Source organism: Methylocystis sp. L43 (genome assembly GCF_015709525.1).
Lineage (GTDB): Bacteria > Pseudomonadota > Alphaproteobacteria > Rhizobiales > Beijerinckiaceae > Methylocystis.
In genome coordinates, this window is sequence record NZ_JADNRA010000036.1 from 18,416 (window position 1) to 44,035 (window position 25,620).

At 64.7% G+C, this 25,620-nt stretch carries 20 protein-coding genes; 8 read left to right on the forward strand and 12 right to left on the reverse strand.

Annotated features, from left to right (window positions below; genetic code table 11):
• Window positions 1-24: 24 nt before the first annotated feature.
• The gene (ccmA, locus tag IYX23_RS18125; protein ID WP_196394355.1) at window positions 25-690 is read right to left on the reverse strand and encodes a heme ABC exporter ATP-binding protein CcmA; all 666 of its coding nucleotides are present in this window, start codon (window positions 688-690) and stop codon (window positions 25-27) included.
• A 232-nt stretch (window positions 691-922) separates the two neighbouring features.
• Here ccmA and IYX23_RS18130 point away from each other — a divergent pair, with 232 nt between their 5' ends.
• The 4 genes from IYX23_RS18130 to IYX23_RS18145 all read left to right on the forward strand — a co-directional run bounded on the left by IYX23_RS18130 (window position 923) and on the right by IYX23_RS18145 (window position 5,081).
• Window positions 923-2,161, forward strand: a complete 1,239-nt coding sequence (locus IYX23_RS18130; RefSeq protein WP_196394356.1) for an aminotransferase class I/II-fold pyridoxal phosphate-dependent enzyme — start codon at window positions 923-925, stop codon at window positions 2,159-2,161.
• A gap of 62 nt (window positions 2,162-2,223) precedes the next feature.
• On the forward strand, window positions 2,224-3,438 hold the full coding sequence (locus IYX23_RS18135) for a hypothetical protein (protein WP_196394357.1): 1,215 nt from the start codon (window positions 2,224-2,226) through the stop codon (window positions 3,436-3,438).
• Window positions 3,435-4,430, forward strand: a complete 996-nt coding sequence (locus tag IYX23_RS18140; protein WP_196394358.1) for a fatty acid desaturase — start codon at window positions 3,435-3,437, stop codon at window positions 4,428-4,430. The genes IYX23_RS18135 and IYX23_RS18140 overlap by 4 nt, the downstream gene beginning before the upstream one ends.
• Window positions 4,431-4,433: 3 nt before the next feature.
• The gene (locus IYX23_RS18145; protein ID WP_196394359.1) at window positions 4,434-5,081 is read left to right on the forward strand and encodes a sterol desaturase family protein; all 648 of its coding nucleotides are present in this window, start codon (window positions 4,434-4,436) and stop codon (window positions 5,079-5,081) included.
• 160 nt (window positions 5,082-5,241) lie between these two features.
• On the opposite strand, the gene ligA is transcribed toward IYX23_RS18145, so the two are convergent.
• The gene (gene ligA / locus IYX23_RS18150; protein WP_196394360.1) at window positions 5,242-7,356 is read right to left on the reverse strand and encodes an NAD-dependent DNA ligase LigA; all 2,115 of its coding nucleotides are present in this window, start codon (window positions 7,354-7,356) and stop codon (window positions 5,242-5,244) included.
• Between the two features lie 261 nt (window positions 7,357-7,617).
• The gene (locus tag IYX23_RS18155) at window positions 7,618-10,485 is read right to left on the reverse strand and encodes an EAL domain-containing protein (protein ID WP_196394361.1); all 2,868 of its coding nucleotides are present in this window, start codon (window positions 10,483-10,485) and stop codon (window positions 7,618-7,620) included.
• A gap of 319 nt (window positions 10,486-10,804) precedes the next feature.
• Here IYX23_RS18155 and ptsP point away from each other — a divergent pair, with 319 nt between their 5' ends.
• The 3 genes from ptsP (at window position 10,805) to IYX23_RS18170 (ending at window position 14,582) form a co-directional block, all read left to right on the forward strand.
• Window positions 10,805-13,069, forward strand: coding sequence for a phosphoenolpyruvate--protein phosphotransferase (gene ptsP / locus IYX23_RS18160; protein ID WP_196394362.1), 2,265 nt, complete (start codon window positions 10,805-10,807; stop codon window positions 13,067-13,069).
• Window positions 13,070-13,126: 57 nt separating this feature from the next.
• On the forward strand, window positions 13,127-14,197 hold the full coding sequence (prfA, locus tag IYX23_RS18165) for a peptide chain release factor 1 (RefSeq protein ID WP_196394363.1): 1,071 nt from the start codon (window positions 13,127-13,129) through the stop codon (window positions 14,195-14,197).
• Between the two features lie 121 nt (window positions 14,198-14,318).
• Window positions 14,319-14,582 carry a hypothetical protein gene (locus IYX23_RS18170; protein WP_196394364.1) on the forward strand — a complete coding sequence of 88 codons (264 nt, stop codon included), beginning with the start codon at window positions 14,319-14,321 and terminating at the stop codon, window positions 14,580-14,582.
• Between the two features lie 70 nt (window positions 14,583-14,652).
• Here the strand turns inward: IYX23_RS18170 and IYX23_RS18175 are convergent, their stop codons facing one another.
• Genes IYX23_RS18175 through IYX23_RS18185 form a run of 3 tightly spaced genes read right to left on the reverse strand, consistent with a single transcriptional unit; the run spans window position 14,653 to window position 18,379 of the window.
• Window positions 14,653-14,982, reverse strand: coding sequence for a cellulose-binding protein (locus IYX23_RS18175; RefSeq protein WP_196394365.1), 330 nt, complete (start codon window positions 14,980-14,982; stop codon window positions 14,653-14,655).
• 57 nt (window positions 14,983-15,039) lie between these two features.
• Window positions 15,040-16,632, reverse strand: a complete 1,593-nt coding sequence (purH, locus tag IYX23_RS18180; RefSeq protein ID WP_196394366.1) for a bifunctional phosphoribosylaminoimidazolecarboxamide formyltransferase/IMP cyclohydrolase — start codon at window positions 16,630-16,632, stop codon at window positions 15,040-15,042.
• 28 nt (window positions 16,633-16,660) lie between these two features.
• Window positions 16,661-18,379, reverse strand: coding sequence for a heparinase II/III family protein (locus tag IYX23_RS18185; RefSeq protein WP_196394367.1), 1,719 nt, complete (start codon window positions 18,377-18,379; stop codon window positions 16,661-16,663).
• Window positions 18,380-18,591: 212 nt separating this feature from the next.
• Here IYX23_RS18185 and IYX23_RS18190 point away from each other — a divergent pair, with 212 nt between their 5' ends.
• Window positions 18,592-19,122, forward strand: a complete 531-nt coding sequence (locus tag IYX23_RS18190; RefSeq protein ID WP_196394368.1) for a gamma carbonic anhydrase family protein — start codon at window positions 18,592-18,594, stop codon at window positions 19,120-19,122.
• Window positions 19,123-19,128: 6 nt separating this feature from the next.
• Here the strand turns inward: IYX23_RS18190 and IYX23_RS18195 are convergent, their stop codons facing one another.
• From IYX23_RS18195 to IYX23_RS18220, 6 genes are all read right to left on the reverse strand, one after another.
• Complete coding sequence (locus tag IYX23_RS18195; protein WP_196394369.1) at window positions 19,129-19,752, reverse strand: transglutaminase-like cysteine peptidase; 624 nt, start codon at window positions 19,750-19,752, stop codon at window positions 19,129-19,131.
• A 377-nt stretch (window positions 19,753-20,129) separates the two neighbouring features.
• The gene (locus IYX23_RS18200) at window positions 20,130-21,314 is read right to left on the reverse strand and encodes an FAD-dependent monooxygenase (protein ID WP_196394370.1); all 1,185 of its coding nucleotides are present in this window, start codon (window positions 21,312-21,314) and stop codon (window positions 20,130-20,132) included.
• Window positions 21,315-21,327: 13 nt separating this feature from the next.
• Window positions 21,328-21,579: a zinc-finger domain-containing protein gene (locus IYX23_RS18205; RefSeq protein ID WP_196394371.1), complete on the reverse strand. Its 252-nt coding sequence runs from the start codon at window positions 21,577-21,579 to the stop codon at window positions 21,328-21,330.
• A gap of 124 nt (window positions 21,580-21,703) precedes the next feature.
• Complete coding sequence (locus IYX23_RS18210) at window positions 21,704-22,795, reverse strand: hypothetical protein (protein WP_196394372.1); 1,092 nt, start codon at window positions 22,793-22,795, stop codon at window positions 21,704-21,706.
• Between the two features lie 194 nt (window positions 22,796-22,989).
• Complete coding sequence (locus tag IYX23_RS18215; protein WP_196394759.1) at window positions 22,990-23,481, reverse strand: cytochrome c-type biogenesis protein; 492 nt, start codon at window positions 23,479-23,481, stop codon at window positions 22,990-22,992.
• A 152-nt stretch (window positions 23,482-23,633) separates the two neighbouring features.
• Window positions 23,634-25,601, reverse strand: a complete 1,968-nt coding sequence (locus IYX23_RS18220; protein WP_196394373.1) for a heme lyase CcmF/NrfE family subunit — start codon at window positions 25,599-25,601, stop codon at window positions 23,634-23,636.
• Between the last annotated feature and the right edge of the window lie 19 nt (window positions 25,602-25,620).

The following is a 25,620-nucleotide window of genomic DNA, read 5'->3' on the forward strand; positions in this document are numbered from 1 at the left end:
GGAGCCGCAGAGAGAAACGCAGCATTATCCCGCGCTCCCTAGGGCCAATTCCTTTGCTTCGTTCAATCCCAACGGCTCGTGCGTCGCGGCGACGATCAATCCGCCGAGCGCGCAATGGTCGCGCATGGCGAGCGCGAATTTTTCGCGTGAGGCGCGGTCGAGCGCGGTCAGCGGCTCGTCGAGGAGCCAGAGCGGTCGGAAGGCGACGAGAAGACGCGCGAGCGCCGCGCGCCGTTTCTGGCCGGCGGACAGCACGCCGAACGGCGCGGCGGCGACATGGGAGAGACTGACGACCTCGAGCGCCGCGCCAACCGTGCGGCTGCGCCGGTCAGGCTCCTGGGCCAAATAACGCGACCAGAATTCGAGGTTCTCCTCGACGCTTAGCGCCGACTTCAAGCCGTCGCTATGCGCAAGATAATGCGCCTGCTGCGGCAGGTCGACGTCGGGCGGTCCGCCGGCGAGCGCGACGGAGCCTCCCGCGCGCGGCAGCAGTCCGGCCAAGGCCCGCAGCAGCGTCGATTTCCCGGCGCCGTTGGGGCCCGTCACGATCAGCGCCTGCCCGGCGGCGAGCGAAAAGCTCAGATGGTCGAGGACGCGCCTGCCCCCGCGCAGAACGCTGAGATTATCGACGCAAAGACGTAAAGCCCCATCGACGGGCGGCTCAACGGGCTCTGGGATATCGATCGACATGCGCTCCGCATAGAGCTTTGCGACCGAATCCGCCAGACAGGGCGGACCGAGAGCGTCCTTGGCGAGGGCCCCGTCCGCTCGCGCCTCAAGCGCCCCGCCCCGCCCGCGGCCGCGCCGCTGGCGCAGACGGGACGGGAATGCTAAGCAGCGCAGACCCTTTCTTGGGTGCTCAACGGCCCAAGTTCTCGCCAATAGCGCGCGGCGCGCCCGTTATCCAGGGATTGCCCAATAAGTGACGAAGCATAAGAGCTTAGAGGATTACGCGGCAAGGCGATTCCGTTTTGCTGGCAACGCCTTGCTGGAGTTCAGCGACCCGTTCTTCGCCCAGATCGACAGGCTGCGCGCCGAATTCGAGGCGCAGGGCAAGCATTTCGTCAGCTTCGCCAATTACGACTATCTCGGCCTCGCGAATCACCCGCGGATTCGCGAGGAAGCAAAGCGCGAGGTCGACGGCTTGGGCGTTGGCGCCCTGGCCTCGCGGCTTGTCGGCGGCGAGCGCACGACGCACAAGCCGTTCGAGGCGGAGATCGCCGAATTCCTTGGCATGGAAAGCGCGCTAACGCTCGTCTCCGGCTATCTTTCCAATGTCACGACGATCGCCTGGCTGATGAGCGGCAAGCGCGACGCGATCTTCATCGACGAACTCGCGCATAACAGCATCGTCGCGGGCGCCGACGGCGCGCCGGCGCAGGTCGTCAAATTCCGCCACAACGATTTGGATCATCTCGACCATCTGCTCGCGCGCCACCGCGAGGAATACCGCAACGTCCTGATCGTGGTCGAGGGCGTCTACAGCATGGACGGCGACACCGCCGACCTGCCGCGGCTCTTCGCCATCAAGGACAAATACAAGGTCTGGCTGCTTGTCGACGAGGCGCATTCTCTCGGCGTGCTTGGCGCGACTGGCCGCGGCCTCGCCGAACATCAGGGCGTCGACCCGGACCGCATCGACCTCATCGTCGGCACCATGTCAAAGACGCTCGCGTCCTGCGGCGGCTATGTCTGCGGCAAGAAGCAGGTCATCGACTGGTTCCGTTATACGCTGCCGGGCTTCGTCTACAGCGTCGGCCTGTCGCCCGTCATTCTCGCCGCCGCGCGCACCGCGCTGCGGCTGATGCAGGAAGAGACCTGGCGCATCGCCAAACTCGCCGACAACGCCGAGCTCTTCCGGACGGTCGCGCATGAAGCGGGATTCTCGACTGGGCCGGCGATCGGCCGCGGGGTCGTGCCGATCCTGTTCTCGAGCGACGTCGAAACGATGTGGGCGTCGCAGCATCTGCTGGAGAATGGCTATTACGTGCCGCCGGTCGTGCGCATCGGCGTGCCCAAGGACGGGCCGCGGCTGCGTTTCTTTTTCTCGGCGAACCACAGCGAAGCGGAAATCCGCGGCGTCATCCAGATGCTGCGCGACATGCCGCCGGTGACGGAAGAGGCGCATCAGATCGTCGCCGCGGCGATGGCGGGCGGCTAGCGCTGACTCCCGCGTCACTTTGACGCTTTCGATTAAGGCCAGCGGCCGCTAGGACTTATCATATGGCGCGGATCGAGATTCTCCCGGTCGCCGGCCTTTCGCGCTTTGCGACCTTCTGCAGGCTGCCGCGGCTGCTTTATGCCGGCGCGGCAGGCTTTGCGCCGCCGCTCGACCTCGAGCGCTGGAGCGTCTTCGCGCATAAGCTCAACCCGCATTACAAGCTCGTCGAAGAGCAGAAATTTCTCGCCCGACGTGACGGCCAATGGGTCGGGCGCGTCATGGCGCAGATCTATAAGCCCGGCGTCACGCCCGTCGGCGCCTCCAATGCGCAATTCGGCGCGCTCGATGCAATCGACGACGTCGAGGTCGTGCGCGCGCTGACCCAGGCCGCCGAGGACTGGCTGCGCGCCAAGGGCGCGGAGCGGATCAACGGACCGTTCTCGCCGTCGGTCAACAAGGAGTGCGGACTTCTTGTCGATGGCTTCGACGCGACGCCGATGTTCTTCATGCCCTGGCATCCGCCCTATCTCTCGCGCCATCTCGAGGCGCTGGGCTATGAGAAGGCGCAAGACCTCTTGTCCTACCGCTTCGACATTTCGGGCGACGAGAGCGACAAGCCCGCGCGCATTTCAACGCGGCGCGAATGGCGCGATCGCTTGAAACTCCGGCCGTTGAATATGAAGGCCTTGAAGCAGGGCGAGACCGCGCTGATGGCCGAACTGTTCAACGACGGCTGGAGCGGAAATTGGGGCTTCGTGCCCTTCACCAAGGAAGAATTCGACTCCGACGCCGACGCGCTGCAATTTCTCGTGCCGGCGGATTTCGGCATCGTCGTCGAGCTTGACGGCGTTCCGCAGTCCTTTGCGATCGCGCTTCCCAATCTCAACGAGATTCTCGCCGATCTCAACGGTCGCCTGTTCCCCTTCGGCTGGGCGCGCGCGTTTATGCGATTCCGCTCGCATCAGTTCAAATCGGCGCGGCTGTTGCTGCTTGGCACGCGAAAGACGCTGCAAAGAAGCGCGACCGGCGGCGCGATCTTCCTGTCGCTGGTCGAAGAGATGCGGCGGCGCCATGCGAAAATCCGCGTTCCGCATCTCGAAGCGGGATGGGTGTTGGAAAGCAACGCCGACATGCGCCGGCCGATTGAAATGTTCGGCGGCAAGGTCGACAAGATTCATCGCATCTATGAAAAGCGCCTCACGGTCGGCGGCGGCGACGAGGCCATGCGTATGCGTGACGGCGTCACGGCAACTCAGCTACAGGATGCAACGTCATGAATGGCATATCCGTCACCGCCAATGGCGCCGACCGCTCGCATGTCGAGCGGCGCAAGCTGATCCTCGAAAAATATCCGCAAGTGCGCCAACTTTTCGGCAAGGACCCGATGACCTTCAAGATCACGGCGGCGATTTTTGTCGGTCAGCTCGTCATCGCCGCGAATTTGGGTTCGCTCGGCCTCTCCTACTGGTGGCTGTCGCTCTTGATGGCGATCGGCGTCGGTGCCTTCGCCAATCACGCCAATTTCGTCATCATCCACGACGCGATCCACAATTGCGTGTTCGAGAGCCCGCTCGCCAACAAGTGGACGGCGATCCTCGCCGATCTTCCCAACGCCTTTCCGACGGCGATGGGCTTTCGCTGCTACCACATCAAGCATCATTCGCATCTCTCGGCCTATGACTATGACGCCGACATTCCGAGCCGCTGGGAGGTCGAATGGGTCGGCAACAGCGGCTGGCGCAAGGCCGCGTGGATCTTCTTCTTCCCGGTCATTCAGCTTGCGCGCCTGTCGCGCCTGAAAGGCACGGTGCCGATCTGGGGAACCTGGACCTACGTCAATATCGCCGTCATCGCCGTTTTCGATCTTTTCGTGCTCTGGGCGTTTGGGCCGAACGCCCTGCTCTATCTTTTCTTTTCCTTCTGGTTCTCGGTCGGCGGGCTGCACCCGTTGAGCGCGCGCTGGCTGCAGGAGCATTTCGCCTTCGGGCCCGACCAGGGGACGTTCGACTATTACGGGCCGCTCAATACGCTCGCGCTCAACATCGGCTATCACAACGAGCATCACGATTTTCACGAAATCCCGTGGAATCGCTTGCCTCAGCTGAAAGCGATGGCGCCGGAGTTCTATGACGATCTGCGCTGCCATCGTTCCTGGACGGCGCTGCTCGTCACCTTCATCTTCGATCCGACCTATTCGCTCGGCACGCGGTCGGAAAATGTCACGCAGGCGGCGGAGCGCGTAGCGCCTGTCGTCGCGCCGGCGGAGTAAGTCATGACGCAGGACGTAAGAACGGAAGCGCTCGACGCTTCGCCCCGCCTCTTCGAGAGCGATCTTCTCGACAAGCTGTCGCGGGTGCATCATTTGACGCCAGTGATCGTCTATTGCCCGATCATTCTCGGCCTGGTGATCTATTCGCTCACGTTCAACAGTCTGACGCTCGTCTTATTGGGTCTTGTCGTCGGCTATCTCGGCTGGACGCTGACCGAATATTTCGGCCACCGCTATCTCTTCCACACCGTGTTCGCGCTGCCGTTCGGGCTTGGACCGCGCTTCCAGTTCCTCATTCACGGCGTGCATCACATCTATCCCAACGACCCGCTGCGGCTCGTCATGCCGCCGCTGCTCTCGGCGCCGATCATGCTCATCGCGCTCGTCTGCGCCCGCGTGCTCTTCGGCGCGACATTCGCCTGGCCGGCGCTCGCCGGCTTCATCACGGGCTATGTGATCTATGATTGCGTGCATTACTGGACGCATCACGGGCAGCCGAAATCCGAGTTCGCTCGCATGGTGAAGCGACTGCACATGCTGCATCATTTCCGCGACGCCGAGAAAGGCTTCGGCGTGCACGCGATCTGGTGGGACTATGTGTTCGGCACGGCCTATCGGAAGGACGAGACGCCCGGCACGCGCGCGGTGTGACAAGAGAATTGAACGGGACGCCCCTCGTGCTTCGAGACGCCTGCTGCGCAGGCTCCTCAGCATGAGGGGCTTTTTCGCTGCAATCGGTTAGGCCTCATCCTGAGGAGCGAGCGAAGCTCGCGTCTCGAAGGACGAGGCCGCCCTTCCGAGCTCCCCAGGCTCACCCCTGCCCTGTCCGCTTAAACCACTCGTCTTCACTGATCACCTCGATCCCGAGCTCCGCAGCTTTTTTCAGCTTCGAGCCCGCGCCGGGACCGGCCACAACGAGATCCGTCTTCTTCGACACCGACGCCGCGACATGCGCGCCGAAACGCTCGGCCTGCGCCTTGGCTTCATCGCGCGTGAGGCGTTCGAGCGCGCCGGTGAAGACGACGGTCTTGCCGGAGACGGGCGAGGTGGACGCCACCGCCGGCATCGGCTCCAGCGTGATTCGTTTGAGAAGCGCGTCGAGCTCGCGCTCATTATGCGGCTCGGCGAAAAAATCGTGCAGCGCTTCGGCGACGACCGGACCGACGCCGTCGATTGAATCGATGCGGGCGCGCGCTTCGCTCCCCAACGACGCGTCGCGCGCCGTCTCGCGCAGCGATTCGAAATCGCCGAAGTGTCGCGCAAGCCGGCGCGCATTGGTCTCGCCCACGTGGCGCACGCCGAGCGCAAAGATGAAGCGATTGATCGGAACGCTTCGGCGCGCCTCGATCGCCGCAAAGAGATTGCGCACCGAGGTCTCGCCATAGCCCTCGCGGTTTTTGATTTTGGTGAGGCTCGCGCGGTCGCGTTCCTCCAGCGTGAAAATGTCGGAGGGCGTGCGGATGAGGCCCTCCTGGAAGAACAGCTCTATCTGCTTGTCGCCGAGACCTTCAATGTCCATGGCGTTGCGCGAGGCGAAATGCTTTAGGCGCTCGATCGCCTGCGCCGGACAGACAAGCGATCCGGTGCAACGGCGCACGACATCCGCTTCGCCGGTCTTTTCGTCGATCTCGCGCAGCGCCGCCGAGCCGCAGCGCGGGCAGACATGCGGAAATTGATAGGGTTTTGCGCCAGTCGGGCGCTTCTCCTTCACAACGTCGACGATCTGCGGAATGACGTCGCCGGCGCGCTGGACGACCACCGTGTCGCCGATGCGAATATCCTTGCGCGCGATCTCGTCCTCATTGTGCAGCGTCGCGTTCTGTACGACGACGCCGCCGACCGTCACCGGCTCGAGCCTTGCGACGGGCGTTAAGGCGCCCGTGCGCCCCACCTGAATCTCGATGTCGCGCAAAATTGTCGTGGCGCGTTCGGCGGGGAACTTGCGCGCGACGGCCCAGCGCGGCGCGCGCGAGACGAATCCGAGCCGCTCCTGCAGCGCGATGTCGTCGACCTTGTAAACGACGCCGTCGATGTCATAGCCGAGCGTCGCGCGTTGCGTTTCGATCGCGCGGTAATGCGCCAACATGTCTTCCGAGCTCTCGCAGAGCGTCGTCAGCGGATTGACCGGCAGACCGTAACGGCGCAGCGCATCAAGCACGCCCAGTTGCGTATTCGCAGGCAATGCGCTCGTCTCGCCCCACCCATAGGCGAAGAAATGCAGCGGCCGGGATGCCGTGATCTTCGAATCGAGCTGCCGCAGAGAACCGGCGGCGGCGTTGCGCGGATTGGCGAAGAGAGTCTTGCCGGACTCCTGTTGCCGCGCATTGAGCGCAGCGAAATCCTTATGCGTCATATAGACTTCGCCGCGCACTTCAAAAATGTCGGAATGATCGCCGCGTAGCCGTTGCGGAATCTCGTCGATCGTTCGCACATTGGCGGTGACGTCTTCGCCCTCATAACCGTCGCCGCGCGTCGCCGCCTGCACGAGATGGCCTTTCTCGTAGCGCAGCGAACAGGACAGCCCGTCGATCTTGGGCTCAAAGGTGAAGCGCAGCGGGCCGTCACGCAGACCCAGGAAGCGACGCACGCGCGCGACGAACTCCTCGAGTTCTTCATCCGAGAAGACGTTGCCGAGCGAGAGCATCGGCACGACGTGCTTCACTTTGGCGAATTTTTCAGAGGGCTTCGCGCCGACCGTCTTCGTCAGCGACTGCGCCGTGGCGAGCTCGGGGAAAGCTCTTTCCAACTCTTCGTAGCGACGGCGCAGCGCGTCATAGTCGGCGTCGGAGATGGTCGGCGCGTCTTCCTGGTAATAGCGCCGATCATGCGCCGCAATCTCCTCATGCAGCCGCGCATGTTCGGCGCGCGCTTCGATGGGCGTCAATTCCTCGACAGAAGCTGGATGTAAGGAAGGTTTCTTGGTCATGCGGAGAAATGGTTCGACGCGACATACAACTTCCGGCTGAACCGCTCGCGTGTCATTCCCGACGCACGTCTTGCGCGATCGGGAATCCAGAGCAAACCCCGCCTTCGTGGGTCGGCTCTGGATTCCCGGTTAGGCCTTCGGCCTGCCGGGAATGACAGGCTCTCCGAACAAAGTGACCGGAATTCGTACACTCGAAGGAACATCCCAATACGTTCGCACGTGCCGAACCTAATCGTTTCGCCGCGCGGCGGGGAGAGGGAATTACGCCGCTTCCGGCGCGGCTCCGACGAGGCGGCGCGCATCCCGCGCGCTGATCGGGCGCCCGAAGGCGTAGCCCTGCGCGAAGCCGCATCCGAGCTGATAAAGCTCGATGGCGTCCTGCTCGGTCTCCGCGCCCTCGGCGACGACGTCCATGCCGAGATCCTGCGCCAGCGCGATGATCGAGCGCAGAATGATGGGGCGCGCGCCCTTGCCGGACTGCTTGATGAAGGAACGATCGATCTTGATCGTGTCGAAGGGGAAGCGCTGCAAATAGGCGAGCGACGAATAGCCGGCGCCGAAATCGTCGAGCGACAGCCCCGCGCCGAGTTCCTTGATGCGCGCCAGCATCTGCGCGGCATATTCGGGATTCTCCATCACCAGACTCTCGGTCAGTTCGAGTTTGAGGCTGCCTTTGGCGATGTCATTGCGCATCAACACGCTTTTGACGTCGCGCAGGAGGTCGTGGCGCAAGAGCTGGCGCGACGAGACGTTGACGGAGGCGAAAATCGGCGGATCGACCGCAAGCGCGCGTTGCCAGGCCGCGAGTTCGCGCGCCGTGCGCTCTAAGGCCAGTAGTCCAAGGTCGACGATCAGTCCCGTCTGCTCGGCGATGGGAAGGAATTCCGAAGGCTCGAGCCGACCCAGGCGCAGATGGTCCCACCGCAGCAAGGCCTCGAAGCCAGCGATGGTGCGATCCTCGAGCCTGACGATCGGCTGGAAGAAAACCTTGATCTCGCTGCGCTCCAACGCCCGCCGCAGATCGGCCTCGAGCGTCAGCCGGTCGGAGCGCTGCGCGCGCATGGCCGGGCGGAACACTTCAATGCGGTTGCCGCCCGAGCGCTTGGCGTGGCGCATCGCGATCTGGGCGTCTTCCAGCATGTCGCCCGCGCCGGGATGCGTCTGCTGATCGTAGAGCGCGATGCCGATCGAGGCGAACAGCGCGATTTCCTGGTCTGTGAAGCGCACCGGAATAGACAGGGCGCGGCGCACCGAATCGGCGATGGAAATGACGTGGTCGGCGTGCGACTCGGAGACCAGGATGATCGCGAATGTATCGCCGGAAAGTCGCGCCAGCGTGTCTTGAGGCTGCAGCAGCCTTGTCAGGCGATGCGCCACGGTGAGCAGAATGCTGTCGCCCATGGCCATGCCGACCTGCTCATTGATCTGCTTGAAGCGGTCGATGTCGATGACGAGGATCGTCGGGCGCACGTCCTTTTCCATGCGCGCGAGAATCAGGGCGGCCTCCAGCCGATCGAAGAACAATTCGCGGTTCGGCAGGCCCGTCAGATTGTCATGCACGGCGTCGTGCAGCAGCCGTTCCTGGGCGTTGCGCTCGTCGGTCACGTCATTGAGCGTGCCGACGACGCGGATCACCTCGCCGTCGGGGCCGACGACGGGCCGCGCCCGCAGCCGATAGCAGAGGTAATGGCCGTCTGCGGCGCGCAGGCGGAAGTCCTGATTGATGCGGCCGCGCCGCTGTTCCAGGATGGCGTCCAGGCAGGCGCGATAGCGGTCCTGCTCGAAGGGATGCAGCAGATCGAGCCAGGAGGAGGCGGCGCCCTCGAGCCCGCCGCGGTCGAGTCCGAGCGCGGCTTCCGCTTCCGGGCTGACATAGATGTGGTCCGACGGAACGTCCCAATCGAACACGATCTCATTCGCGCCAGTGAGCGCGAGGGCTTTGCGCTCGACGTCGCTGATGGCGCCGTGCGACAGCCCGCCGGCGGCGAAGGCGTTTTGCATCACCGTGAATCCGATCAGCATCACGATGAGCACCAGACCCCCGACGAGCGCCGGAGAGACAAGGTCGTTGGTGATCCAGCCGGCGACCGCAAATCCCGCGGTCGCCACCCACACGGCCAGCAGGAACCAGGTCGGGATCAGCATGATGGCCCGGTCGAAGCCATGCGTCGCGAGATAGAGAATCAGCACGAAGCCGACGACGGCCGCCGTCGCCAGCGAGATGCGCGCCACCCCAGCGGCGACGGGCGCGTCGAACACCGCCAGGCCGACGAGGTCCAATAGGATCAGCAGCCACAGGGCGGCGACGTGCCAGGCGCGCACATGCCAGCGGTTGAGGTTCAGATAGGCGAAAAGGAAGACGACGAGCGTCGCCGAGAGAACTGTTTCGGCGCCGGCGCGCCAGATGCGGTTGGCGTTGGCGTCAAAGCCGAAAATCTTGTCCCAAAAGCCGAAATCGATGCACACATAGGCCAGCACCGCCCAGGCGAGCGCCGCCGCCGCCGGGAAGATGACGGCGCCTTTCACCACGAAGACGATGGTCAGAAACAGCGCAAGCAGGCCGGCGATGCCAATGACGATGCCCTTGTAGAGCGTCAGGCTCGTCACCTTGTCCTTATAGGCGGCTGGCTCCCACAAATAGAGCTGCGGCAGGTTGGGCGTGCGCAGCTCCGCGACATAGGTGACCGTGGTCCCGGGGTCGAGCGTCAGCCGGAAAACGTCGGCGTCGGAGGCGTCTTCGGCCTCGGGCGGAAAGCCCTGGCTGGCCGTGATCGCCGAAATGCGCGTCGAGCCGAGATCGGGCCAGATGACGCCCGAGCCCTGGAGGCGATAATGCGGCGCGACGATCAGGCGCTCGATCTGCTCATCCGTGTCGTTGGTGAGCGCGAAAACGATCCAGTTAGGCTGGCTGCCCGCCTCCTTGGCGCCGACTTCGATGCGGCGAACGATGCCGTCCGAGCCGGGCGCGGTCGAGACCTGCAGCCGGTCGCCCTGCGAGGAATGTTTCTCGATGACATTGGTGAGATCGATCGCCCGCGCGCCTTGCGGCACCCGCACCGACTCCATCGCGACGGCCTGAGCCGAGAGGATGAACAAAAAGAGCGCAACGAGGTATTTTTTCAGACGCACGAATTCTCTTCTCGATGCCGCAGGCTCGGAGAACGCGTCTGGCGCGGCCGATGGCGGGCGCCAAGCGCGTGGGCGGGCTGTCATCGCCAGACTCTGATCGGAAAGTGGTAGAGGCTTCGGGCCCTGCCGGCAAGCCGATTCGCCAAGCTTTGCAATAGCGGTATGTTCCTTGCGTCGCTGCGCTTCTTGGCCGCGCTTGCGGAGCGCGGACGGCGCCAATATACGCTGCTTGAAGGCCACCGTCGCAATCTGCAGGCGCATGGCGGTTTTTTTGCGGTGTGCCCACCCGCGAAATTCTGGGAAAACGGGAAAGGACTGGATGCGAAGCGCTCTCGGCGGCCCTCGCCTTCTGCTGCGCCGACTCCGCGAAATCAGCGCGGAACCGGTGAGCGCACAGGCGCGGCTCGACAAGATCGTGGTGCAGATCGCCGCGAATATGGTCGCCGAGGTTTGTTCCGTTTATGTGCTGCGCGCCGACCAGCGCTTGGAGCTTTACGCCACGGAGGGCCTTAACCGAGAGGCCGTGCATCTCACCACGATGCACGCCGGCGAAGGACTTGTCGGCCTTATCGCCAAGAGCGCCGAGCCTCTCGCCCTTTCCGAGGCGCAGGAGCATCCCTCCTTCTCCTACAAGCCCGAGACGGGCGAAGACGCCTATCACTCCTTCCTTGGCGTGCCGATCCTGCGCGGCGGCAACACGCTCGGCGTGCTCGTCGTGCAGAACAAGGTGCGCCGGGTTTATTCGGAAGAAGAGATCGAGGCGCTGCAGACGACGGCGATGCTGCTGGCCGAGCTCATCGCCTCGGGCGAATTGCAGGCGATCGAAGACCCGCGCGATCTCGCGCTCTATCGCCCGGCGTCGCTGAGAGGCGCGCCGATGGCGGAAGGCGTCGGCCTCGGCCATGTGCTGCTGCACGAGCCGCGCGTCGTCATCAAGCAGCTCGTCGCCGAGGACATGCCCTCTGAACTCGCGAGGCTCGAACATGCGATCGACGCGATGCGCCAGTCGATCGACGAGCTCGTCGCGCATAGCGACCGCATCGCCGCCGGCGAGCCGCGCGACGTCCTCGAAACGGTGCGCATGGTCGCCTATGACCGCGGCTGGGTGCGCCGCCTGCGCGAAGCGGTGATGACCGGGCTGACGGCGGAGGCCGCGGTCGAGCGCGTCCAGAACGACGCGCGCGCGCGCATGCAGCGTCAGACCGATCCCTATCTGCGCGACCGCCTGCACGATCTCGACGATATCGCCAACCGCCTGCTGCATCAGCTGACGGGTCAAAGCTACGTCGCCGATCGTGACAGCGTGCCGGAAAACGCCATCATCGTAGCGCGCACCATGGGGCCGGCGGCGCTTCTCGATTATGACCGCAAGCGGCTGCGCGGCCTCGTGCTGGAGGAAGGCGGGCCGACGAGCCACGTCGCCATTGTCGCGCGCGCGCTTGGCATCGCCACCGTGGGGCTCGTTGCCGGACTGATCGATATCGTCGAAACCGGCGATCCGATCATCGTCGACGGCACGACCGGCGAAGTGCATGTCCGGCCGCAGCCCGACGTGCAGAGCGCTTATGCTGAAAAGGCGCGGCTGCGGGCGCGGCGTCAGGAGCAATACGCCAAGCTGCGCGATGTGCCGGCGGTCACTAAGGACGGCGTCGAAATCGGACTGCAGATGAACGCCGGCCTGGCGATCGACATGCCACATCTGCATGAGACAGGCGCGAATTCGATCGGACTATTCCGCACCGAGTTGCAATTCATGCTCGCGCCGCGCTTTCCGCGCATGGACGAGCAATATCGCTTCTACAAAGCCGTGCTCGACGCCGCGCCGGATAAGCCGATCACGTTTCGCACGCTCGACATCGGCTCCGACAAGATCCTTCCCTATATGGCGAAGATCGAAGAGGAGAACCCGGCGCTCGGTTGGCGCGCCATCCGCATCGGTCTCGACAGGCCGGGGCTTTTGCGCATGCAGCTGCGCGCGATGCTGAAGGCGGGCGCCCATCGCGATCTGCGCATCATGTTTCCGATGATCGCCAACGTCGCCGAATTCGACGCGGCGAAAGCGATTGCGCTGCGGGAACTCGACCACATCACGCATCATCACCATCCGCCGCCGACGCGATTGGAGCTCGGCGCGATGGTGGAAGTGCCGTCGCTCCTGTGGGAAATCGATCTTATCGCCGAGCGCGCGGATTTTCTGTCGGTCGGATCGAACGATCTGGTGCAATACATGTATGCGGCCGACCGCGATAACACGCGCGTCTCGAAGCGCTACGACAATCTCTCGCGGCCGGTGCTGCGCGCGCTCGAGCGCATCGTCACGGCGGGCGCGCGGCACAATGCGCCGGTGACGCTCTGCGGCGAGATGGGCGGCCGCCCGCTCGAGGCGCTGGCGCTGCTCGGCATCGGTTACCGCTCGCTGTCGATGGCGGCCTCCGCCATCGGTCCGGTCAAGTCGATGATCCTCAGTCTCAATCTCGAAGAGACGCAGATGTATCTCGCCTCGCTGCTCGCGTGCGACGACGGCAGCGCTTCGGTGCGCGAGCAATTGCGCGATTATGCGATCGCGCGCGGCGTGCCCTTGTAGCGAGCCCCCTTTCTTCACGCCGTCGCCCTCACCAGTGCTCGGGAAGCCTCCTCCCCCATGTTCGCTCAAGACAAGCTCAACCTCATTCTGCGCCGCTACGACGAGATCGGCGACAAGCTCGCGGCCGGCGCCGACGGGCAGGCGTTCGTCGCGCTCTCGCGCGAACGCGCGACGCTCGACGCGGTCGTCGACAGGATTCGCGCCTATCGCGCCGCGCAAAAGGAATCCGACGATCTTTCCGCCATGCTCGCTGACGCCTCGCTCGACGCCGACATGCGCGGGCTGGCCGAAAGCGAGACGGAGGCCGCGCAGGAACGACTTGCTGCGGCGGAAAGCGCGCTGAAACTGGCGCTGCTGCCGAAGGACGAAGCAGACGAGAAAGGCGTCATTCTGGAAGTGCGGGCCGGCACGGGCGGCGACGAGGCGGCGTTGTTCGCCGGCGATCTCTTCCACGCCTATCAGAGATATGCGGCGCTCAAGGGCTGGCGCATTGAGATCGTGTCCGAAAGCCCCGGCCCGCTTGGCGGATTCAAGGAAATCGTCGCCGAGATCATCGGTCGCGGCGTCTATGGCCGGCTGAAATTCGAGTCCGGCGTGCATCGCGTCCAGCGCGTCCCGGAAACCGAGACGCAGGGTCGCATCCACACGTCGGCCGCGACAGTCGCGGTGCTGCCGCAGGCCGAGGACGTCGACGTCGACATCGACGAGAAGGATCTGCAGATCGATACGATGCGCGCGCAAGGCGCCGGCGGCCAGCACGTCAACAAGACCGAGTCGGCCATCCGCATCACCCATATTCCATCGGGCATCGTGGTGATGATGCAGGAGGAGCGCTCCCAGCATCGCAACCGAGCCAAGGCGATGAACGTTCTTCGCTCGCGTCTCTATGACGCCGAACGACAGCGTCTCGACAATGAACGTTCGGAGGATCGCAAGCAGCAGGTCGGCTCAGGCGATCGATCCGAGCGAATCCGCACCTATAATTTTCCGCAGGGACGCGTCACCGACCATCGCATCAATCTCACGCTCTACAAGCTCGACCGCGTGATGGAAGGCGAGTTCGACGAGATCTTCGACGCGCTGACGACCGATCATCAGCAAAAACTCCTCTCGCAAAGCGAGGCGTAGAGGCGCGCCGCCGAAATGACGTGCTAATGCGTCCTGTGCGCCGACGCACGAACGTCGTTAGAGGCTCTCGCTAGAGTGCGGCTGCTCGCCAAATGACGAGTGAGAACGCCGAGGAGAACTCATGTCTACGTTGAAAAAAATCGTCTCTATGAGCCTCGCCGCCAGCGTCATGTTGGGAGCGATTGCGAGCGCCACGCCGGCATTGGCCTGGTCCAAGTGGCATCATCACGGCTATGGCTGGGCGCCTTACGCCGTGGGCGGCGCGCTCGCGTTAGGCGCAGTGGCGGCCGCCGCCGCGAGCGAGCCCGATTGCGGTTACGTTCGCGAGCCGATCTATAGCCGCCGCGGCTATGTCATCGGCTACCGCGCCGTGCCGACGTGCTAATGCGGCCAAGATCTCATCGTCAGGAAGGGGCCGGCCCACGCCGGCCTTTTCATTTCAGGGCGCGCGCGGCTTACCAGCCGTAATCGAAATACTGACCGATTTCATTGTAGCGCTGCGGATCTTGCAGCGAGAAATCCTGCTGCTCCAGGAAGTAATTATCGTTGGCGTATCGATTGGGCTGCAGATTTCCCTTCGCCGCGTCCGGCGCCGCGCCGTCGTCGAGCCAATCCTTGCCGGTCGTCAGATTATGCGGCAGAGGAATCGGAAAATCATCGCCCTGCGTCGCGGTGACCTGACCCGTCGCGACAGGCGCGCGTTGTTTCGATTTCGCGAGAGCGTCGCTCGAAGCAAGCGCGCCAACCAACGCGAGGCCCAACGCCAGTTTCAAAGACTTACGCATTTTCTGAACTCCGTTTCGCGTCAAGCGGCCACTCTAGCCAGATCGCCCGACGCATTGCTAGTGTCGGAAGTGGCGCACGCCGGTGAAAACCATGGCGAGACCCTGCGCGTCCGCCGCCGCGATCACGTCCTTATCATTCATGGAGCCGCCGGGCTGGATGACGGCCGTCACGCCTGCCTCCGCCGCCGCCAGCAGTCCGTCCGCAAAAGGAAAGAAAGCGTCGGAAGCGACCACGGCCCCTTTCGCGAGACTTGTCGTTAACCCCGCCACGCGCGCAGCCTCCTGCGCCTTGTGTGCGGCGGTGCGCGATGAGTCGACGCGCGACATTTGCCCGGCGCCAATTCCCACCGTGGCGGCGCCCTTCGCGTAGACGATGGCGTTCGACTTGACGTGCTTCACGACGCGGAAAGCGAATTTGAGATCCGCGAGCTCTTCGGCCGTCGGCTGGCGCTTCGTCACAACCTGCAGATTCATCTCGTCGACGACGGCGCGATCGCGCGATTGCGCAAGAAAGCCGCCCGAAACCGAGCGAAAGGTCAAGCCGGCCGCGCGCGCATCTGGAACGCCGCCGGTCAACAGCAGACGCAGATTCTTCTTGGCGCCGATGATGGCGATCGATTCTTCGTCGGCGTCGGGCGCGATGATCACCTCGGTGAAAATCTTGACGATCTCGCGCGCCGCTTCGGCGTCGAGCTTCCGATTAAGCGCGACGATGCCGCCGAAGGCGGACATCGGATCGCAGCGCAACGCCTTGGCGTAGGCTTCGACAAGAGTCGCGCCTTCGGCGACGCCGCAAGGATTGGCGTGTTTGACGATCACCACGGCCGCGGTCCGCGCCGGATCAAATTCCGCCACGCATTCGAACGCTGCGTCGGTGTCATTGACGTTGTTGTACGAGAGCTGCTTGCCCTGAATCTGGCGCGCCGTGGCGACGCCCGGCCGCTTCTCGCCGGTGAGATAGAAGCCCGCGGATTGATGCGGGTTTTCGCCATAGCGCATCGGCTCGGCGAGTCGTCCGCCGAAGGCGCGCAGTGGCGGCGAGGCTTCGCCGAGCTGATGCGCGAGCCAATTGGAGATCGCGGCGTCATAGGCGGCGGTGCGCGCAAACGCCTTCTGCGCGAGCCGTCGACGCGTCGCGAGCCGCGTTGCGCCATTCGTCGCCGCGAGTTCCTCGATGAGCGCGGCGTAATCATCGGGATCGACGACGACAGCGACGTCGTCGTGATTCTTCGACGCGGCGCGGATCATCGCCGGCCCGCCGATATCGATGTTTTCGACGCATTCTTCGAATGGCGCGCCTTTCGCAAGCGCCGCCTCGAAGGGATAAAGATTGACGACGAGCAGGTCGATCGGCCGGATGTCATGCGCAAGCATCGCCGCTTCATGTTCGGGATTCTCGCGGATCGCCAGAAGCCCGCCATGCACCTTGGGATGCAGAGTCTTCAGCCTTCCGTCCATCATCTCCGGAAACTGCGTGAGATCGGCCACGTCGCGAACTGCGAGACCCGCCTCGGCGAGCGCCTTGCGCGTGCCGCCGGTGGATACAAGCTCAACGCCATGCGTCGCCAGAACGCGCGCGAACTCGACAAGGCCTGTTTTGTCGGAAACGGAAATCAGCGCGCGCGCCACGTGGCGCAAATCGACGGGCATTGCATACTCCTAACTGGCGCCGCGCTTATCACACCTTGCCGCGGGGAGGAACCTGCGCGCCTGCGCGCCGCCGGAAGCTCCAAGCGATCTCGGCGCCAGCGGCCGCCGCCCCTCGCACAATGATTTGCGCGCATTTGCGCGCGCCGCCGGGCGCGGCGAAAAAAATACTGTCTTCGATTTCGGGCGTCAGGTCTTGCGCTTCAAAGATGAGGATTTCGCCATCGGCGAGCGTGAGTTCGATTGCGCCGTCGGCGTTCGGCCCAACGCGCACGCGTGGATGAATGTGAAAGCGCAGGGCGAAATCGCTCGCTTGCGGATGTTTTCCGCCCCGCTCCGCGGCAATGAGCCGATCGACGCCCAGGAGCGCGGCGCCATCGGTGGGAAGCGTCAGTTCGCGCTGATGGACAAGGCCGAAATCGCGCACATAGCCGTCATGCGACAAAACGAGCGTCGTCTCGCCGTCGAGACGGCGGCGCTCGACCGCCATATTGCGCGGGCCGCCGAGAACGCGGCCGGCGCGCCGGCGCGGCGCGCTCTGTGGCGCAATGCGGGCGCTGGAGCGATCGCCAACGACGAGCGTCGAATGCGCGGCGGTGGCGCGCGCCAGTTCACGGGCGTCGAGATGCGGCGCCGAGGGTGCGCCGCAATTGACGACGACCCGCTCGATTCCAAGCGAATATTCGAAAGACAGGCAGCCTGCGTGCGCGCATAGGGAAAATTCGAAAGGCGGCGGCCCGCCGGCGTCGACGAGGACGAGCGCGTCGCCAGCCTCCATCCGCTGATAGCCGGCGTATGGGGCGTTGACGGGCGGGGCGCCGCGCGTGTCCTCATGGGCGAGCGCGCTCGCCAGCCGGTCCAGCGCCGTCGCGCCCATGCCGTTGAACAGCGCCAGCGAGCCGTCGCCATGCTGCAGCATCCGCAGCATCGGCATCATCCGGTCGATGGCGCGCAGGACGGCGGACGGCGTTTGCAGCCCGCGCGCCGCAATCACCTGCCGCAGCGGCAACAGATCGAGCAGCAGGTCGACCGCGACCTGCGGATTGCGGCTTACATGGCCGCCGTCGATGAGGATCTGGCGGTCGAGCTCCGCGCTGAGCGCGCGCGACACATGCGGGGCGATTTTGCGGCCGGTGTCCGCGCAAACGGCGAATTCGGCAAGCGCGATGGCGCAGAAGGCGCGATCGGCGCCGCGCGCCCCGTCGCCGGCCAGCGCCCGCCACAACAGCCGGGCGTTGCGCGCGAGCGCCAACATGAAGGCGTCATAAAAATCGGCGTCGGCGCCGTCGAGCAGCGTCGGCGATTGCGACAGGAAAGACAGGAGGCGCCGCGCGACGACGGCAGGCTCCATCGCCGGATCGTCGGCCGGAATTTTCGGAAGCGAAAGAAAATCCGCGACAAGCTCCTGCCCCGTGGCCAGGGCCACCCTGTTATCTGAGACCTGCAAATGCCGCAGCCAGGAGAAGCCTGCTAGGGAGCGCCGCCAGCATTCGGAAGGCGCGGCGACCAGAAAAGGCGATACGCCTCGCGCCTGCACGGTTTTCCCCTCGAAGGAGAAATAGCCGGCGTAAATCTGGTCGGCGACCGTCGAATCGGTGGTTCTGATGTCGGGAGGCGCGATGCGCAGCCGCTCCGGCGGCGCGATCGCCATCGACTTCATGAGGTGGTAGGGCGCGGCGGCGCCTCGCGCGAAGGCTCCCGCCGCCCGCGCCGCGGAAACGCTCGCCAGTCGAACCCGATCCCGCAACATGATGGCGCTCAGTGGGCGTCCTCCGATAGCGGCTCTCGCGCGATAGATCCCCACCGGCGGCGCGCCAGCGGGCAATATCAAACCCCGCCGTCCGCTTATAGTCCAAATTTCCGTGACTTCCGAATGAGATCGCGCCGGCTTCGGCGCTACGCCATTGCATGCAAAAGGGGGAAAATGCCAATGTCGCGCCTCTTTTTTAGGAGGCTTCGCCCATGCCGCTTTACTCGATCGATGGAATCGCGCCGCGCCTTCCGGCCCCCGGCCGGTTCTATGTGGCTCCCGGCGCGCACATCATCGGCCGCGTTGCGCTGGAGGAGGACGCCAATGTCTGGTTCGGCTGCGTGCTGCGCGGCGACAATGAATGGATCACCGTCGGCGCCCGCACCAATATCCAGGAGAACAGCATTCTCCACACCGACATGGGCTTTCCGCTCGTCATCGGGCCGGACTGCACGATCGGCCATGGCGTCATTCTGCATAGCTGCATCATCGGCGAAGCGACATTGATCGGCATGGGGGCGACAATCCTCAACGGGGCGAAGATCGGCGCGAACTGCCTCGTCGGCGCCAATGCGCTTGTCACCGAAGGCAAGGAATTCCCCGATTTTTCGCTGATCGTCGGCTCGCCCGCCAAGGCGATCCGCACGCTCGACGAAGCGGCGCGCGAGCGCCATCTCGACTCTGCGAAACATTATGTGGAGAACGGTCAACGCTACGCGAGCGGGCTGACGCTGATTGGCTGAGCTCCCTTACCGCGACACATACAGCGGGGCGCTGGTCGCCGGGCCGATCGCCACCCAGGCGTTCTGATTTTGCTGCGACTGGCGCTTGACGAAGCGATAGGGAGCGCGCGTCCAGGGCCGCATCTCGTTGGACAGATTATCGAGCACGAATTCGCCGCGGTTGGTCTTGACCGTCAGGACGGAATGGCCGTCGCCGTTCTTCTCCTTCACCACCGTGAGCAGCAGCGCCTGCCGGGGAAAGCCTTCCTCGATCAGCATGCGGCGCTTTAGAAGCGCGAAATCCTCGCAGTCGCCCTTCCCGTCGCTGGGATAATCCCACTGATCGACCGCGCCCCAGTGATCGGCGTCGGCGATCGGGTCGATGTTCTGATTCACCCAGGCGTTGATGCGCGCGATCTTGCGGTAGACGGCGGCGGTGAGTTCGACCTCCTGCGGCGCGGTTTCCTCGTTCTGGCATTCGCCCCGGTAGCGCTGGCAGAAGTCCACCCAGCCGTAGGGCACGCTGGTTTCGGCGCCAAGCGTGGCGAAACTCGCGGTTTCGGGTCCGGCGAAACTTTTTGCATTGACGGCGATAAGCGCCGCGCCCGCCATCCCGAGAGCCACAACCGCCTTGCTAACGATGCCCAACATAACCCGCCTCCGTGACATGAGGCGAGGTTAGTTTTGTTGTTTTGCCGTCGATGAAAGTATTTCAGCCGCATTTTACGCGAATGCGTTCAGATTTTCCCAGGTCGTCGGTAAGTATAATTTCGTCTTATGGGAATGCATAAAATTTGATGCGATCTCCTATCACACTGAATTGTATCACATTTTTTCCTGCCAGGCGTGTCGTTTCCGACCCTTCCGGCCAACCCCACTTAAGGTTCGAGGAACGCCAGTTAATATGCGACCATTCTGGCGGTTAACGCGCCCGCTCGGCGCGCAAATTTTTTTAGCGAGTGTGACGGCGCGCCTTCGTGGAAGCGCAAATTCGTCACAGAGGTTTACGCCGAGCTCCAGGAGGGCGTCTAACGGTAAAGCCAGGCGTTGCGCGCCAGCATGCCGCCTCCGCCGAGCGCGCGGATCGCTAGATTGCGCGCCGCGGCCGGCAGTCCGCCCATATGGAAATAGCCGCCCTGGCGACGCGAGGCGCGCACGACCCGCTCGGCGCGGGGAAGCCTTGCGCCCTCATAGGCGGCGAAGGCGGTTTCGACCGTCGCGCCCAATCGCATGAAGGCGTCGCCCAAGGCGGCGGCGTCTTCGATCGCCTGGGCGGCGCCCTGCGCGAGAAAGGGGACCATCGGATGCGCGGCGTCGCCGAGGAGCGTCACCGGTCCCTGCGTCCAGCGTTCCAGGGCAGGCCGCGTGAACAGCGGCCAATGCCGCCAGGAGTCGCCCGCTTCAATCAAGTCGCGCAGTTCCGCCGCGATTTTTCGCGGCGCGAGTCGGCGCGCGAGCGCCGCGCCGTCAAGCGACAGGCTTGACGCGGCGTCCTCCGCCTCCGGCGGCTCTTCGATGATGACGACGGCGTTGATCATTGAGGCGTCGCGTAGCGGATAGTGCACGACATGGGCGCCCGCCAGCAGCCAGAGATTGGACTCGCGTGCGCGCAGCGCCGCCGGAACGCTCTCGGCGGGCAGCGTCGCACGCCAGGCGACGCAGCCGGAATAAGAGGGCGCGTCGCGCTCGGACGGGACGAGATGGCCGCGCACGCTCGAGCGCACGCCGTCGGCGCCGATCAGGCCCGCCGCCTCGATTTCCTCGACGCCGTCCTGGGTGTGCACGCGAAGGCGGACGCCTCGGGCGGTCGCTTCGAAATCGCCGACGCGGGCGCCCGCGCGGACATGAGTCTGCGGATTGTCCAGCGCCGCCTGCAGCAGCGCGCCCTGCAAATCGGCGCGGTGGAAAAGCCGGAACGGCGCGCCCCAGCGGGTCCTCGCGGCGGAAAGATCGAGGCGCGCCAGAACGGCGCCATCGCGCCCGCGGCGGATATTGATGGCCACGGGCTCCAGAGCGACGGCGGCGAGCGCCGGCTCGAGCCCGAGCCTGGCGAGGATGCGTCCGGCGTTCGGCGCGATCTGCAATCCCGCGCCGACCTCTTCGATCCGAGCAGCGCGCTCAAGGACCAGCGTGCGCTTGCCGGCGCGCGCCAGCGACAGGGCCGTGGCGAGCCCGCCAATGCCTGCGCCGGCGATGACGATCGGCGCGTTCACCCGCGATCTTCTGTCAGGCGGCGGTGTCTTCAGAGATGCGATAGATGCATTCGGCCGGGTCGGCGCCGCCGCGCAGCGTCGCGTCATAGACGTAATGCGTCGAGCAATAGGGGCAGACGGCCTCGTTCGACGCGCCCATGTCGAGATAGACATGCGGATGGTCGAAGGGCGGGAGCGCCCCGATGCACATGAATTCCTTGGCCCCGATCCTGATCTGCGCGACGCCGGGCTGATTGTGGAAATGGGGCGTGTAATGCTGGGCCATGATCCGCTCTTCAGGTGACGCCGCGTTTGCGGCTCGGGATTGCTCCGGCCCCCTATATGGGAGCGAGAGGGAATTGGATAGGGGGCGAAGGCGCAGGCGCCGCGTGCCCGCCTGCGAACAAGCCTCAGCGCTCTGTCAGCTTCAGCAGTAAATTTTCGGGGCTCCTGATTTGTGACTGCAGCCGGTAGTGCGAGATCCGCCGCTGCCGGCGCCCGCGAGCCAACATGCTTGGTCCGATGTCGATCGAGGCGCCGCCGAGAAGGCGCATATAGGTGGCTGTATGGTGCTGCATGAGGGCCTGCGTAGACCAGTCGGGCGGATAGAGTTCGAAGCAGGTTCCAGGCAGCGGCGCATTGTTGGATTGTTGTTGGGAATAGCTCGCCCCCTCGACCCACATGGCGTCCGCCCAGGCGACGAGGAGCAGATAGGCGGCGTCCGGAATCGGGATGTTGCAGCCGTCATAGAGCGTGGAGATTGCGTCGAGATTCCCCCAGGCCAAGGGGGCGATGTCCAGCGTGTTGTAGTAGCGCGGGCAATAGCTGAAGGTGGATGTGTAATAGTCCGCGAAGGCGGCGTTGCCGGCCGTGGGGGCCGCGAATGTCGCCGGCACGATCGGGTTCGAAACGCCAACGAGGGCAAGCGAGGACTGTAGCCAAGGCGCCAGCACTGATGTCACGCATCCGCCGAGGCTGTGACCTGTGCAGACGAGAAGCGGGTTCTGGTTCTCCGCCGCCTGAAGGAAGTTCGAGACGAAATCCAAAAGCGAGCGGCCGCCCGAGGTAAAGCTCTGGATGGTCTTCAGCGCGAAAATTGTCCCGTCAGCCAGAAGCGCCGAGCTTCTCGCAGGCAGCCATGGCGGCGACCTCTGGAAAATGACGTAGAAGTCCTCGAAGGCCTGCTGCAGGACGCCCCAGACGTCATCGACGTCCACGTCGGTGCCGCGCGTGACGACAGCAGCGAAAGTCGGCGGAAGATTGGGCCCGTCATAATAGGCTGCCACGAAGACCAGATTGGCGAGATCGTCGCTTTCAACCGGTCCCCAGACGCAGGCCCATCTCCCGCCGGCGCTGAGAGGGGGCATCTTGGTGTTGACGAGCCGGGGAATGGCCGACGGCAACGCATAGGAGATCTGGCACAGCTGCAGATAGGCGACGCCAAAAATGTCAGTCGGGCCCGCAACCGGCTGCAACATGGCTTCGTTCAACCGCTGCGACATTTTGCTTCTCCTGAAATAATTTGTAAAAAAGCTTGGCTGCGGAAGGACGCCGGACGGCGTTACTCGCTTCTGGAGCCACGGCGCGATGGCGCTAATTCTTCAATTCGTTCCACAGGATAACACAACCTCAGCGGTCCGGAAAGTAGACTGCGCGGATTGCTTGCAGGGCGGTTCGGACCCGAGCGAGACGCTCGTCAGCGATCGTCCGAATGCCGCCCGACGCCGAGCGCTTCGAGCCGCGCCTGTTCCTCTGCGGTCAGCTCGGCCGGCTGCGCCGTCACGACCCCTCGGCGGCGGCGGGCAGCCATCCAGACGGCGGCGGCGCCCGCGAGCAGCGCGATCAGCGGCGCGGCCCAGAGCAGCAGCGTGCCGGGCTTCACCGGCGGGCGGAGCAGCACGAAATCGCCATAGCGGGCATGGACGAATTCCCGCACCTGCGCGTCGCTCATCCCCTCCTTGAGCTTCTCGCGCACGAGCCCGCGCAAATCCTTGGCGAGCGAGGCGTCGGAATCGTCGATCGACTGGTTCTGGCAGACGAGGCAGCGCAGCTCCGTGGTGATCGCCCGCGCCCGGGCTTCGAGCGCCGGATCGGCGAGCCTTTCGCCCGGCGTGACGGCGTGAGCGGTCAGGGGGAAAAGGAGGAAGAGTAACGCCGCGAGTCGAAGGCAAAACCCCCGGCCCCTCACCTCACCTCTCCCCGCGAGCGGGGAGAGGAGGCGGTCGGCGCCGCGCCGCAAGGCCGATCGCACACGCGATGCGCTGATGACCCCTCTCCCCGTGAAAACGGGGAGAGGTAAGGTGAGGGGCTTGGGGGATTGGCCGAAACAAACATCGACGCTCATTCCGCGGGCTCCAGGGCCGGAGCGGCGGCGCGGCGGGCGACGCCGATGCGCAGGCGACGGTCGGCGAGCGACAGCGCGCCGCCGAACGCCATAATCAGCGCGCCGATCCAGATCAGCGTCACCAGCGGCTTCCAGTACAGCCGCGCGTCGATCGTGCCGTCCTCGTGCGACTCGCCGATCGCCGCATAGACCTGGCCGAGGCCGAGCGTGACGATCCCCGCCTCCGAGCGCGCCATGCGCCGCGCCTGATAGAAGCGCTTGGCAGGTTCGATCGTCGCGAGCGTCGCGCCGTCCTTACGCACCGCCATGACGGCGTAGACTTCCGAATAATTCGGCCCCTGGCGCGGCGAAACGGAGTCGATGCCGATCTGATAGGGACCGACGTCATAGAAGCTCGAAGGCTTCATCGCCACGATGGTTTCGACGCCCCAGCCGGTCGCGGCCAGACCGAGAAGCGTCAGCCCCATGCCGGCGTGAGCGATCGACGTGCCGAAGGCCGACAGCGGCAGCCCGGCGAGCCGCTTCAGGCTCGCGCGTCCCGAGCTCCCCCGCACGCGCAATGCGAGATCGCTCAAAGCGCCGACGACGAGATAAATCGCGATGCCGGCGGTAACGATGGAGAGGAAGGGCGTTCCGTACCAGGCTCCGAAAGCGGCCGTGGCGACGACGCCGACAATGAAGGCGACGCGCAGCCGCTGCAAGGCGGCGGCGAGATCGCCGCGCTTCCAGGACAGCATCTGGCCGATCGGCATCAACAAGGCGAGCGGCAGCGCGATCGGGATCAGCACGGTGTTGAAGAACGGCGCGCCGACGGAAATCTTCTCGCCGGTGATCGCTTCGAGCGCCAGCGGATAGAGCGTCCCGACGACGACGGTGGCGCAGCACGCCGAAAGCAGCAGATTGTTGAGGACGAGCGCGCCTTCCCGTGAGATCGGCGAAAACAGGCCGCCGACGGGCAGCGCGCCGGCGCGCAACGCGAAGAGGGCGAGCGCGCCGCCGATAAAGAAGACGAGAATGGCGAGGATGAAGACGCCGCGGTCGGGATCGCTCGCGAACGCATGCACCGACGTGAGCACGCCGGAGCGCACGAGGAACGTACCGAGCAGCGACAGCGAGAAGGCGAGGATCGCGAGAAAGATCGTCCAGACCTTAAGCGCCTCGCGCTTTTCCATCACGGCGGCGCTGTGCACGAGCGCCGTGCCGGCGATCCAGGGCATCAGCGAGGCGTTTTCGACCGGGTCCCAGAACCAGAAGCCGCCCCAGCCGAGCGTGTAATAGGCCCAGTACGACCCCATCGCGATGCCGAGCGTCAGCGCGATCCAGGCGAAGAGAGTCCAGGGGCGAATGACGCGCGCCCAGCCGGCGTCGATGCGTCCGCCAATAAGCGCGGCGGCGGCGAAGGAGAACACGATCGAAAAGCCGACATAGCCGAGATAGAGCAGCGGCGGATGGATCGCGAGGCCCGGGTCCTGCAGGATCGGGTTGAGATCGCGCCCTTCCCACGGCGCCGGCGCGACGCGCGCGAACGGATTTGAGGTGAGCAGAATGAAAAGGAGAAAGGCCGCGCCGAGCAGCCCCTGCACGGCGAGCGCGTCGGCGCGCAGCCTGTCGGTCATCGCGTTCGAGAAAATCGCGATCAGCGCGCCGCACAGCGAGAGAACGAGCACCCACAAGAGCATCGAGCCTTCGTGGTTTCCCCAGACGCCGGAGATTTTATAGATGAAGGGCTTCAGCGAATGGGAATTCTCGATGACGTTGACGAGCGAGAAATCGGAAACGACATGGGCGTAGGTCAGCGCGCCATAGGAGAGCGCTACGAACAGGAATTGCGTGATCGCCGCGGGGCGCGAAACGCGCATCAGCGCAGCATCGTTCAGCCGGGCGCCGATGAAGGGAATGGCGAATTGCGCCAGCGCAAGGGCGAGCGCGAGGACAAGCGCGTAATGTCCGGTTTCAACGATCATGCAGACCTTCCGAGGATCG